This window comes from Kordia algicida OT-1, assembly GCF_000154725.1.
Classification (GTDB): domain Bacteria; phylum Bacteroidota; class Bacteroidia; order Flavobacteriales; family Flavobacteriaceae; genus Kordia; species Kordia algicida.
This window is the reverse complement of record NZ_DS544873.1, coordinates 2,303,506-2,315,536: the sequence shown is the minus strand read 5'-3', so window position 1 is coordinate 2,315,536 and position 12,031 is coordinate 2,303,506. Positions and strand designations below refer to the sequence as shown.

General features: G+C 34.0%; 13 protein-coding genes. 6 read left to right on the top strand and 7 right to left on the bottom strand.

Going from position 1 to position 12,031, the window contains the following annotated elements:
• Nucleotides 1-130 precede the first annotated feature (130 nt).
• Both KAOT1_RS09960 and KAOT1_RS09955 read right to left on the bottom strand, forming a co-directional pair.
• Entirely contained in the window at nucleotides 131-349 is a 219-nt protein-coding gene (locus KAOT1_RS09960; protein ID WP_007094669.1) for a hypothetical protein, read from the bottom strand.
• A 204-nt stretch (nucleotides 350-553) separates the two neighbouring features.
• Entirely contained in the window at nucleotides 554-1,066 is a 513-nt protein-coding gene (locus KAOT1_RS09955) for a nitroreductase family protein (protein ID WP_007094668.1), read from the bottom strand.
• Nucleotides 1,067-1,249: 183 nt separating this feature from the next.
• Here KAOT1_RS09955 and KAOT1_RS09950 point away from each other — a divergent pair, with 183 nt between their 5' ends.
• A complete protein-coding gene (locus KAOT1_RS09950; protein WP_007094667.1) occupies nucleotides 1,250-1,612 on the top strand; it encodes a winged helix-turn-helix transcriptional regulator in 363 nt (120 codons plus the stop codon).
• Between the two features lie 2 nt (nucleotides 1,613-1,614).
• Here the strand turns inward: KAOT1_RS09950 and KAOT1_RS09945 are convergent, their stop codons facing one another.
• Complete coding sequence (locus KAOT1_RS09945) at nucleotides 1,615-2,112, bottom strand: metallophosphoesterase family protein (protein ID WP_007094666.1); 498 nt, start codon at nucleotides 2,110-2,112, stop codon at nucleotides 1,615-1,617.
• A gap of 132 nt (nucleotides 2,113-2,244) precedes the next feature.
• On the opposite strand from KAOT1_RS09945, the gene truA reads away from it, so the two are divergent.
• On the top strand, nucleotides 2,245-2,997 hold the full coding sequence (truA, locus tag KAOT1_RS09940; protein WP_007094665.1) for a tRNA pseudouridine(38-40) synthase TruA: 753 nt from the start codon (nucleotides 2,245-2,247) through the stop codon (nucleotides 2,995-2,997).
• Complete coding sequence (locus KAOT1_RS09935) at nucleotides 2,990-4,756, top strand: ABC transporter ATP-binding protein (RefSeq protein WP_007094664.1); 1,767 nt, start codon at nucleotides 2,990-2,992, stop codon at nucleotides 4,754-4,756. Before truA ends, KAOT1_RS09935 begins: the two co-directional genes overlap by 8 nt.
• Nucleotides 4,757-4,769: 13 nt before the next feature.
• Here the strand turns inward: KAOT1_RS09935 and KAOT1_RS09930 are convergent, their stop codons facing one another.
• From KAOT1_RS09930 to folP, 4 genes are all read right to left on the bottom strand, one after another.
• Nucleotides 4,770-5,594, bottom strand: a complete 825-nt coding sequence (locus KAOT1_RS09930; protein ID WP_040559462.1) for a DUF3667 domain-containing protein — start codon at nucleotides 5,592-5,594, stop codon at nucleotides 4,770-4,772.
• A gap of 73 nt (nucleotides 5,595-5,667) precedes the next feature.
• Entirely contained in the window at nucleotides 5,668-7,065 is a 1,398-nt protein-coding gene (locus KAOT1_RS09925) for a toxin-antitoxin system YwqK family antitoxin (protein ID WP_007094662.1), read from the bottom strand.
• A 15-nt stretch (nucleotides 7,066-7,080) separates the two neighbouring features.
• Nucleotides 7,081-7,863 (bottom strand): diadenylate cyclase CdaA, encoded by a 783-nt coding sequence (gene cdaA, locus KAOT1_RS09920; RefSeq protein ID WP_007094661.1) that lies wholly within the window; start codon nucleotides 7,861-7,863, stop codon nucleotides 7,081-7,083.
• A 473-nt stretch (nucleotides 7,864-8,336) separates the two neighbouring features.
• Nucleotides 8,337-9,161, bottom strand: coding sequence for a dihydropteroate synthase (gene folP / locus KAOT1_RS09915; RefSeq protein ID WP_040559460.1), 825 nt, complete (start codon nucleotides 9,159-9,161; stop codon nucleotides 8,337-8,339).
• A 108-nt stretch (nucleotides 9,162-9,269) separates the two neighbouring features.
• On the opposite strand from folP, the gene KAOT1_RS09910 reads away from it, so the two are divergent.
• Genes KAOT1_RS09910 through KAOT1_RS09900 form a run of 3 tightly spaced genes read left to right on the top strand, consistent with a single transcriptional unit; the run spans nucleotide 9,270 to nucleotide 12,030 of the window.
• Nucleotides 9,270-10,373 (top strand): BT_3928 family protein, encoded by a 1,104-nt coding sequence (locus KAOT1_RS09910; protein ID WP_007094659.1) that lies wholly within the window; start codon nucleotides 9,270-9,272, stop codon nucleotides 10,371-10,373.
• A gap of 10 nt (nucleotides 10,374-10,383) precedes the next feature.
• On the top strand, nucleotides 10,384-11,460 hold the full coding sequence (locus tag KAOT1_RS09905; RefSeq protein ID WP_007094658.1) for an ABC transporter permease: 1,077 nt from the start codon (nucleotides 10,384-10,386) through the stop codon (nucleotides 11,458-11,460).
• Nucleotides 11,461-12,030, top strand: a complete 570-nt coding sequence (locus KAOT1_RS09900) for a L,D-transpeptidase family protein (protein ID WP_007094657.1) — start codon at nucleotides 11,461-11,463, stop codon at nucleotides 12,028-12,030.
• The last annotated feature ends 1 nt before the right edge of the window (nucleotide 12,031 follow it).

Here is a 12,031-nt window from a genome sequence, read left to right as displayed (position 1 = left end):
GCTTTTATCCTTTGTAGTAACTCTGACTTTAATTTTATTGCTGATTTTTGATTATTTTTTGCAATATATTTTAATTGTTTCTCAAGTCTTTCAACAAACGTATCTTTATAGATAATTTTCATGGAAACCCTTAAATTATTTCATTTAAACGATCTTCAAAATCTTTTTGAGATATGAAATTGGCCTTTCCACTTTCAATTTCATTTAATTCTTTGCGTAAATAGTCTTGTGAAGTTTTAAAATCAGAACTATCACTTACAATTTCAATTTCATCTTTAGTAAATTTACTCAACAGCCATATAAATTTATCATAAACCTTTTCGTTAATTTTTAACTGTATCGTACGCATAATATTCTGTTTTAAACAAAAATACAAAAAAGAGACTATACTTTATTTTTAAATAAGAGTTCTTTTAAACTCTAGAGTCATGGCAGAAGAAATTGTTTTTTCTTAAATATGAAATAAAATAGCGACTTGAAACTTTTTTCAAATCGCTATTAATTCTACACGTATTGTTTTTTTAGCTTTCGCTAGAATATTCTCAAAGAAAATTTACACAGTCTTAATAACCTTCTCAAAATCTCTCCTTGATTTCGGATTGATACTTGGTTGATTTTTATCATCTTCCGCACGATATCCAATCGCAACTGCCGCAAGTGTTTTATAATTTTCTAATCCTAAAATTTTATCATAATTATCAGGTTCAATACCTTCCATTGGTGTGGCATCAATGCCCATTTCTGCGCAAGCACTCAACAAAACACCTAAAGACAAATAGACTTGTTTGCCAAACCAAGCTTTAATTGCTGCTTCTGATTGTGGTTTGATAAACTCCTTAAAATAATTTACCGCACCTTCAGGTAGCTCTGCTTCAATCTGTTGCTCAAACGAGGAAATATCATCAATTTGACTAAAAACAATTATGGTATCACTGTCCAATACTTTGCTCGTATTCAACCAAGAAACCTCTGAAAGTTTTTGCTTAGTTGCTTCGTCCGAAACAAATGTGAATTTCCACGGCTGACTGTTGATGGAAGATGGACTCAAGCGTAAAATTTCTTTCAAAGCTTCCTTATCTTTGTGGCATCTTTTTGAGCATCGTATTTTTTGTCGTATATCGTTGTTGCATGGCTGTTAAAAAACTCATTCTATATCTTTTTTTTGATTAAACTATAATTTTTATAGTAGCAAAAGTAAGTATAGTTTTATATATTTGCAATAACGGTCAAGAATGATAGTATAAAAATTATGGAAGCAGAAACTCGAAAATCATTGAAATTTAACGGAAAAGAATATCCATGTTGTGCTAGTTTGACCATGGGAATTATTGGCGGAAAATGGAAAACAGTCATTTTATTCCATTTGATGGACGAACAATTACGCTATAACGAATTGCGTAAATTGATGCCAACCGTTACTGAACGCACGCTGAGTTTGCAACTAAAAGCTTTGGAAGAAGACGGACTACTGAAACGAAAAGTATATACGACAAAACCACCACTCAAAGTAGTATATTCATTAACAGACTTTGGAAAAACGCTGATTCCGCTTATAAAATCTATTGCAGATTGGGGCGATTATGTAGCTGAAGCATACGCAGAAAAACAGTAATTTTAATACCGATTCGCCAATTCAATAATCTCTAAATCTTTTATTTTATCCTGATCGATCACAAAACGCAACATCGTTCGGACTTTGTGAAAACCGTGTTTTCCGCAGGCGCCAGGATTCATGTGTAATAAATCTAGTTTTTTATCAAACATTACTTTCAAAATATGTGAATGTCCGCAAATAAAAAGTTTCGGCGGATTTTGACGAATTTCATCGCGCACACGCACATTATATTTATTAGGATAACCGCCAATATGCGTGATCCACACATCGACACCTTCACACATAAACCGATTGTGTTCGGGAAATTCCATTCGCGCTTTATCATTATCAATATTGCCATACACACCACGCAGAGGTTTCAATTTCTGAATCGTATCTGTTACCGACAAATCGCCTATATCGCCAGCGTGCCAAACTTCATCAGCATTTTTGACATGTTTTAAAATTTGATCGTCTATATGACTATGCGTATCGGATAATAATAAAATTTTTTTCATAAAACCATTAAGGTAACTTGTGTTATTTGGAAGTAATTCATCTTTAAACTTTGCTAAATAATTGTGAATTCCCGTAAAATAATGAATTAAAACTTATCTTTGTGAGTCTGAAACAAAAGTAGCAAAATTACCTTGAGATACTTCATTGAACTTTCTTATAATGGCGAAAAATATCACGGTTGGCAAAATCAGCCAAACGCTATTTCTGTACAAGAAGTTATCGAAAAAGCTTTATCTATCTTATTGCGATCAAACATTGCGATAGTGGGTGCAGGACGTACTGACGCTGGTGTGCATGCCAAACAAATGTATGCGCATTTTGATACAGACGTCGTGTTCAATCGTGCAGAACTGACATTCAAATTGAATTCATTTTTACCAAAAGATGTGGCAATTCAGCAAATTCACACAGTAAAAGAAGATGCGCACGCGCGATTTGACGCTACAGGAAGAACCTATGAATATTGGATTGTTTCAGAGAAGAATCCGTTTTACACACAATCGGCGCATACGGTTTACAAAAAACTCGATGTGGATTTGATGAACAAAGCAGCGAAAAAACTATTTAATTATCAAGATTTTAAATGTTTTTCAAAAACACATACAGATGTAAAAACCTATATCTGTCAATTAGAAAAAGCGGTTTGGGAACAAAAAGGAGAATTATTAGTGTTTACCATTCGTGCCGATCGCTTCTTGAGAAACATGGTGCGCGCTATTGTAGGAACACTATTAGAAGTTGGATTGGGAAAATTATCTATTGAAGGATTTAAAGAAATCATAGCATCGAGAGATCGAAACAAAGCAGGAACTTCGGTACCAGGAAAAGCGTTATATTTGACGGCTGTGACCTATCCCGCAGAAACATTTACAACACATGGCTAAAGTAACAGGAAAAGTATTTGATATTGGTCTTTTTAGAAGATTATTAACCTATACAAATCCGTACCTAATTACCTTATTTTTTGTAGCAATTGCAGCAATTCTCTTGTCTGTATTTGCCGTTGCACGCCCAATTTTACTAAAAATTACGGTTGATGATTATATCGTTACCAAAGACGAACCTGGTTTGTTAGTATACATTCTTTTCATGCTTGGCGTTTTGGTGCTTGAAGTTGTTTTCCAGTTTCTATTTGTATTTTATGCAAACTGGCTCGGACAAAGCATTATAAAAGACATTCGACAAAAATTGTTTCATCACATGTTGCAATTCAAAATGGCGTATTACGATAAATCTTCGGTTGGGCGCTTGGTCACCAGAGCTGTAAGCGATATTGAAACCATTGCTAGTATCTTTAGTCAAGGATTATTTGTCATTATTGCCGATTTGTTAAAAATGCTTGTCGTGATAGTTGTAATGCTGTTTATAAGTTGGAAATTGTCACTGATTGTATTTGCAATTCTTCCATTGATAATCTATGCAACACGTGTATTTCAAAAAGCCATGAAATCTGCCTTTGAAGAAGTGCGTACACAAATTTCAAACTTAAATTCCTTCGTGCAAGAACGTGTCACAGGAATGAAAATCGTACAATTATTTTCAAGAGAAAAAACAGAATATAGCAACTTTAAAGAAATCAACGAAAAGCACAAAAAAGGTTGGTTAAAAACCATTTGGTATAACTCTATCTTTTTTCCAATTCCCGATTTGGCAAATTCTGTCGCCATCGGATTGATTGTTTGGTATGGCGGATTGATGTCTGCAACCAACGCTTCTGTAGATTTAGGTTCTATTTTGGCATTTATTATGATGATTGGAATGCTGTTCAGACCATTGCGACAAATTGCAGATAAATTCAACACCTTACAAATGGGAATGGTGGCTGCAGGACGTGTTTTTACCATTTTAGATACAGAAAGTTCTATTGATGACAACGGAAAAATGACTTCTTTAGACATCCAAGGAAACTTAGCTTTTAAAGACGTACGCTTTTCTTATGTAGAAGATGAAGAAGTGTTGCACGGAATTTCCTTTGATGTAAAACAAGGACAAACGGTTGCTATTGTGGGTGCAACTGGAGCAGGAAAATCTACGATAATCAACCTGTTAAATCGTTTTTACGAAATTGACTCAGGAAAAATCACGATCGACGGAATTGACATTAAAGATGTAAAACTTGCGGCATTGCGCTCAAAAATAGCTGTTGTATTGCAAGATGTATTTTTATTTGCAGATACGATTCTGAATAATATTACCTTACAAAACCCTAATATTACACGTGAAACTGTAGAAGAAGCTGCTAAACAAATTGGCGTACACAATTTTATCATGAGTTTGCCCAATAACTACGAATACAACGTAAAAGAACGTGGCGGCATGCTTTCTTCAGGACAGCGACAACTAATTTCGTTTTTACGTGCATATGTGACAAATCCTCGGATTTTAATTTTGGATGAAGCGACTTCTTCGGTAGATTCATATTCAGAACAACTCATTCAAAATGCTACAGATACTATTACCAAAGGAAGAACTTCTATCGTAATCGCACACCGATTGGCAACGATCAAAAAAGCAGATACGATTATTGTGATGGACGCAGGAAATATTGTAGAGCAAGGTTCGCACGACGAATTACTCCAAATAGAAAACGGATATTACAAAAATTTATACGAAGTACAGTTTATTCAGCAGGAAACAGCATAATTTTTAAAAGAGATTACTTTCCTTTCAATCGTCGTTGTTCTTCTACCATTTCCATAAAACTTCCATCAAGAAACATCACGATTATCATAATGATTCCGATGATGATGGTAATTACGATATAAAAGAGCAATCCAACACCAATAAACAAAAGTGTTTTTAAAACGATCTTTTTAAAACTTAATCGATACAAACGTTTTAAAACATACGCCACATACAAAACACTTAAAGGAATTGAGAGCAGTGTAATGTAACTTAAAAGCGGATTGTATACAATGATGCAAAATAAGTATATAACATTAATCAATACGACCGTATGCGAATAGGCATATAAATAGATGACAGCATGTTCGGTGTAATTGTATTTTTTATAATTGTGAAATACAATTTTAGAAATTAATGCCAACAAAGGAATCATTAAAAAGTACATTAATGATTGATAGTCAAAAATTCCAGACATGAAGTTGGAAAACATTTTTCGTTGTTGTTCAGATTGCTGTGAACTGTTCATAAAATCCATCGCTTCCGTAAAAATTTCAGGATAGAATTTTAAGAAGAAAAATGTAAAAAATCCAGTGATGGTGATAGCTAATGCAAAATAATTAAAAACGTTTAAATATCTTTTTCGAGTTCCGTTAATATAACTTTCAATCACAACTTCGGGTTGCGAAAACATATGTCGAACTGTTTTAAACAATGTGTTGTCATAATTCAGAAAACGTTCAGAAAAATCATTCCAAAGACTTTTAAGTGTCAGTCTATTATGAATTATTTTTGCACCGCAATTGGCACAAAATTTATGGGAAGTTTCCAGCGAATATTCACAGTTTTTGCAGTGCATAGCTTGATTATTTAAGGGAAATCTGTTTATTTTCTAAAAAGTGATGCTTTTTTAATAATGTTACCCAGTTGCATCAATCGACATCATAATTGGTCACATCATCAATAAGCCCGTTTTTATAAATTGCTTCCTTGTATAGTTTTCCATCGGCATTATAAAACTTTACCAAACCGTTTCCATTGGCAAAATCTCCGTTGTTTATTTTTTTTCCGCTTCTATCAAAACAGGCAACATTTTCAACCAATTTTCCTTTGTTGTAAATTAACTTTTGACGCAATTGTCCGTTATCAAAATAGGTAATCTTTTCGCCATTTTTTTTATTATATCGATGATTTTCAACTAATTTTAATTTTCCATTTGAGAAAAACTCTTTAAAAACAGTATGCGTTTCGTCAATTTCAATCATTGATTTAATCAGCGTTCCATTTTCGTCAAAATCTCTGTATTCAATATCTTCTCCTTCATCATTATAAACAATAATATTTTTTACAGTGCCATCTTCTCTGTAGGTAATGTGTTCTCCGACAGATTCACCATTCTTGTACATTCCAGACATGGAAACTTTTCCATTTTCATGATAGTACTTTTCTTCACCATGTTGTTCGTCATTTTTATAATTAGTTATGTTGCGTACTTTTCCATTTTTATAATATCGAACATGTTTTCCGTCGTAATTTCCATCCGTATCATAGATAACTTCTTCTCGTAACGTTCCATTTTCGAAGTATGCTTTTTCAACACCTTGTTGCTTGCCATTTACATAATTTTCTTCACGTTGAAGCTTTCCGTTTTCATAATATCTTTGCGAAACACCGTGTTTTTCTCCTTTGTCATTATAATTTGTAATTTCCTCTAACTTTCCGTCTTCGCGGAATTCTTCTTTCTTTCCAACAGGTTTGCTGTTTTTTAACGTTTTTCTCGATTTAATTTTTCCACTTTCGTAGAATCGTTCCTGAGTACCACTTATCAAATTATCGTCGCTCATCACATATTCAAGCAAAGATCGCAACTTTCCGTTTTTGTAAAATTCCTTTCCAATTCGGAGTTTTCTAGTTTCGTCAAACGTTTCTGTTACTTTCGGCTTTCCGTTTTCATAAAAAACTTCTATGCCTGGAAGCAACTTGTCTTCATCAAAGTGAAATATAGATTCCGCTTGCTTATTTTTGTAGTATTTGATGAATTTTCCATCCAATGAATTGTCTTTATAAAAACCTTGTATGTAAATATTTCCGTTTTTAAAATATTGTGTAAAAGCACCATTCAGTTTCCCGTTTTTTACCGTATAAGAAAACTCTAAATTTTTAGCATTGTAGAATCGTTTTTCATACTTACCATTTCCAATCTCAGCAACTTTTTTTAAAAATTCCTGTTTGCCATACGCCATCATTTCATCATAAATTTGCTGTTTGGTAGTTTGTGCAAACAATACTGTACTAAATACAAAAAGTAGTAGTGTAAATTTTAATTTCATAAGGTATTTGATGTATTAACTTAAATCATTTTGAAGCATTTCCTGAAGCATGGCAAGGTCTTCATACAAGATGAACTCGCCATCTCGGATATACGAAATTTGTCCGGTTTCTTCTGAAACTACCAGCACTAAAGCGTCTGTTTTTTCGGTAATTCCGACAGCAGCTCTATGACGTAATCCAAATCGTTGCGGAATGGTTGGTTCTTTTGAAACTGGTAAAATTACACGTGTGGCAGTCACACGATTGCCTTCAACAATAATGGCTCCATCATGCAACGGACTGTTTTTAAAGAAGATACTTTCTAGCGTTGGTACATTGATATCCATTCCCATCGTATCTCCAGAATTTTTGACAAAATCTAATGAATTGTTACGCTCAATCACAATAATTGCACCCGTTTTTGTGGCAGACATTTTTTCACAAGCGGAGACAATAGCTTGCACATCTGTTTCTGTATTGGCTTCTTGCTTTAAAAACTTAAAATGTTTTATAAAACTACGTTTTGTTGCAAAATTAGTAGAACCTATCATCAGTAAAAACTTTCGAATTTCTTGTTGAAAAACGATAAACAAAGCAATAATTCCAACATTAATAAATCCGCCAAAAATATTGCTCAAGACTTTCATGTCAAGCGCTTCGGTCACTTTCCAGATAATGAAAATAATAACGATTCCGATAAAAATATTGATAGCGGCAGTTCCTCGTACAAGCTTGTATATATAATACAAAAGTACTGCAACGAGAATAATTTCGATGAAGTCTAGCAATCCAAAATTTAAAAAACCTATAAAATCCAAAGTCAGTTAGGTGAACAATTTGAGTAAAAATAATAAATATAATAGAAGGTTGGTGTAAAACTTGTTTTTTTTGGTTTGAGGAATGAGGTTTAAGTAGCGTTCTATGTAATATTTGAAGTTTTTAAAAATAAAATCAGGGATTAGGTTTTAGGACTTAGGTGTTAGTCAGTTTCTAAGTGATATTTGAAATCTCAAATTACAAATAACGCTTCGACAGGCTCAGCGTAAACAAATAACGAATAACAAATAACGAATAACAAATAACGAATAACAAATAACGAATAACGAATAACGAATAACGAATAACGAATAACGAAGTTAAAATGTTAAATTATGAATGTTGAATTTTAAATTGAAAAATATAGTTTTACAAACTCACAACACACAACACACAACACACAACACACAACACACAACACACAACTCACAACTCACAACCCACAACTCACAACCCACAACTCACAACCCACAACTTATCTAATCATTTCCACCAATTTCACACATTCTACCGCTTCTTTTACATCATGAACTCGTAAAATAGTCGCGCCATTTTGCAAAGCAATGGTATGTAACACAGAAGTTCCGTTGAGCGCTTCCTGTGGAGAAGTTTCCAATACTTTATAAATCATAGATTTTCGGGAAACTCCTGCCAAAATTGGGCAATCAAGCATTTCAAACAGTCGCAATTGTTTTAAAATCGTATAATTATGTGCAATAGTTTTTCCAAAGCCAAAACCAGGATCAACAATGATATCGTTAATTTTGTGTGATTTCGCCAAGGCAACTTTTGCAGATAATTCCTTAATAATATCTTTCATCACATCGTCATACGACGGGTTTTGCTGCATCGTTTTTGGCGTTCCTTGCATGTGCATCATCATATACGGAACACTAAGTTTTCCAACGGTTTCCATCATTTTATCGTCTAAATTTCCCGCAGAAATATCATTGACCATTGCGGCACCAATGGCAATGGCTTCTTTGGCAATTTCACTACGAAACGTATCTACAGAAATCAAGGTTTCAGGAAATTTTTCCAAAACCAATTTTACAATAGGAAGTAAGCGTTGTTTTTCTTCTTCTTCGGAAACATGTGGCGCGTTTGGTCGCGAACTATACGCACCAATATCGATAAACGTTGCGCCGTCGGTTACCATTTTTTCGACTTTCGTCAGAATGGACTTTGCATCTTTATACAATCCGCCATCAAAAAAAGAATCGGGCGTTACGTTTAAAATCCCCATTACTTTTGGTGTTTCTAGTGAAACCAATTGCCCTTTACAATTTATACTTTGCATACATAAATACCTTTAAAATGAACTTATATCCATTTCTTTTTTTAAATTGAAAACTTTAGGCGAAATTTACATAAAATCTTACAGTAAAAAGATAAAACTAAATTACAAATGAAATACTTAGTAGGACTTCCTCGACTTTTTGTTGGTGGATTATTTATATTTTCAGGATTTATCAAGCTCAACGATCCCGTTGGGTTCTCGTATAAACTCACTGATTATTTTGCAGAAGATGTACTAAATCTAGAGTTTTTAGTTCCGTATGCGCTAGGAATTGCACTATTTATTGTGACTTTAGAAATCATTCTGGGTGTGATGATTCTTCTCGGATATTACACAAAACCCGTATTGGCAATGCTTCTCGGGCTAATTGTGTTCTTTACATTTCTTACGTTTTATTCAGCATATTACAACAAAGTAACTGATTGTGGCTGTTTTGGTGATTTTTGGAAACTCACACCTTGGCAAAGCTTTTGGAAAGACATCATATTGCTGTTCTTTACATTATTACTAATTTTAGGTTACAAGCACATTCCGCCATTATTCCCTAAAAAAATCAACTTAGGAATCACGTTGGTAAGTCTTATAGCATGTATTCTTTTTGGAAGACACGTGCTGAATCATTTGCCAGTATATGATTTTAGACCGTATAAAATTAACGCAAACATCATGGAAGGAATGTCTGTTCCGCCAGATGCGCCACGACCAGTATTTCAATATAAGTGGATTTTTAACGTAAACGGAGAAGAAAAAGAAATTGTAACGCAAGATGCAAACTACCCAGAAGTAGAAGGTGGAACGTATGTAAGTGTGACGAGCGAAATTTTGGATGAAGGTTACGAACCACCAATTCACGATTTCTCTATAGAAAGTCTTGACGATGGCGATGTTACCGAAATGATGATGGCAGAAGAAAAACTCATCATGGTCGTTGTATACAACTTAGACAAAGCGGAAGAAGTAGGTTTCTCAAAAGTAAAAACCTTTACAGACAAAGCGATCGACGCAGGTTACAAAGTAATCGGATTATCATCTTCAGATCCACAAGATTTGCAAGATTTATCAAACTTGATGAAGTTTAATTTTGATTTTTACCTTACGGATGAAACTGCGCTAAAAACCATCATCCGATCAAATCCTGGTGTGTTGCAACTCAATAAGGGAACGATTGTCAACAAAGCACATCACAACGATTTTGATAAAATAAAACTATAGCAAACTATTTTTGGGAAAATACATTTTACATAAAATTGGATATGCATTCCTAACGCTTTTCGGAGTCGTTACGGTCATATTTTTCTTGTTCAATATCTTACCTGGCGATCCTGCAAAAATGATGCTTGGACAAAACCAAACAGAAGAACAAGTTGCGATCGTAAAGAAAAAATATGGCTTTGACAAACCAATTTTGACACAATATGCATACTACTTAAATGACTTATTTCCATTGTCGTTTCACTCTACTCAAGAAGGCGATTATACCTATTTGTCCAAAAACAAATACAGCGCAGTAAAACTTTTTACGATAGGAAATACGACGACAGTTTTAAAATTTCCGTATTTGCGTGAATCGTTTCAAAAATCTGGAAAAACCGTATCGCAAGTTATCAAAGAAACCTTGCCAAATACAATTGTTTTAGCAGTTGCTGCGATTAGTATTGCCATGTTATTAGGAATCATTTTTGGTGTTATTTCTGCATTATACAAAGACACATTTATTGATAGAGCCATTCAAATTATCAGTACATTAGGAATGAGCGTTCCATCGTTTTTTAGTGCCATTCTATTTGCGTGGATTTTTGGTTTTTTATTGCACGAATTCACAAACCTAAACATGACAGGAAGTTTATATGAAGTGGATGATTTTGGCGAATCAATCAGCATTCGCTGGAAAAATCTCATCTTACCAGCTATTGTTCTGGGAATTCGTCCGTTGGCAGTGGTCATTCAACTCATGCGAAACTCGCTGTTGGAAGTATTCAATCAAGATTATATCCGAACCGCTAGAGCAAAAGGATTAAGTGAATTCCAAATCGTAAAAAAACACGCAATCAAAAACGCGCTGAATCCAGTAATAACAGCAATATCAGGTTGGTTTGCTTCCATGTTGGCAGGCGCTGTTTTTGTAGAATATATCTTTGGTTGGAACGGACTTGGAAAAGAAATCGTAGACGCATTAAACAGTCAAGATTTGCCTATAATTATGGGTTCTGTATTAATTATTGCGAGCATGTTTGTCATCATCAACATATTGGTAGATATTATTTACGGCTGGCTTGATCCAAAAATTCGGTTAAAATAAATGAAAGCTTTTACGCTACTTTTCGTCTCTTTAATTACATTGTTTTGTGTGCAATCGTGCAAACGGGAAACAGCAAACAAAAATGCCAAAACTTCTGAAACAACACTAAAACAATTATTGCCCGCAAAAACGAGTATTCGTATTCTTATTGACAAAAGTGATTATACACTTTCCGTTTTTACGGCAGATACGTTGGTAAAAAAATACAATGTTGTTTTTGGAGGAAATCCTGTAGACGATAAAGAAAAAGAAGGCGACAAACGAACGCCAGAAGGTGTTTTTGGAGTACGAGACAAATATCCGCATCGCAGTTGGTCAAAATTTATTTGGATTGATTACCCGAATAAAAGTTCTTGGAAAAAGTTCAATCAGCGTAAAGCAAACGGAATTATCAAAGAAGGAGAAACTATTGGAGGAGAAGTAGGTATTCACGGTGTTCCCGAAGGAATGGATCACATGATTGATACAAAGCAAAATTGGACACTTGGATGCATTTCAATGAAAAACAGTGACGTAAATGAAATCTACCCATACATTACCAAAAAAACGCAAATTACAATTCAAAAGTAGA

Coding starts and splice junctions, on each gene's coding strand:
- KAOT1_RS09950 (WP_007094667.1), top strand. CDS start 1,250: ATGGAAGCAGAAACTCGAAAATCATTGAAATTTAACGGAAAAGAATAT.
- KAOT1_RS09900 (WP_007094657.1), top strand. CDS start 11,461: ATGAAAGCTTTTACGCTACTTTTCGTCTCTTTAATTACATTGTTTTGT.
- KAOT1_RS09925 (WP_007094662.1), bottom strand. CDS start 7,065: ATGAAATTAAAATTTACACTACTACTTTTTGTATTTAGTACAGTATTG.
- KAOT1_RS09960 (WP_007094669.1), bottom strand. CDS start 349: ATGCGTACGATACAGTTAAAAATTAACGAAAAGGTTTATGATAAATTT.
- KAOT1_RS09930 (WP_040559462.1), bottom strand. CDS start 5,594: ATGCACTGCAAAAACTGTGAATATTCGCTGGAAACTTCCCATAAATTT.
- KAOT1_RS09910 (WP_007094659.1), top strand. CDS start 9,270: ATGAAATACTTAGTAGGACTTCCTCGACTTTTTGTTGGTGGATTATTT.
- KAOT1_RS09945 (WP_007094666.1), bottom strand. CDS start 2,112: ATGAAAAAAATTTTATTATTATCCGATACGCATAGTCATATAGACGAT.
- KAOT1_RS09935 (WP_007094664.1), top strand. CDS start 2,990: ATGGCTAAAGTAACAGGAAAAGTATTTGATATTGGTCTTTTTAGAAGA.
- folP (WP_040559460.1), bottom strand. CDS start 9,161: ATGCAAAGTATAAATTGTAAAGGGCAATTGGTTTCACTAGAAACACCA.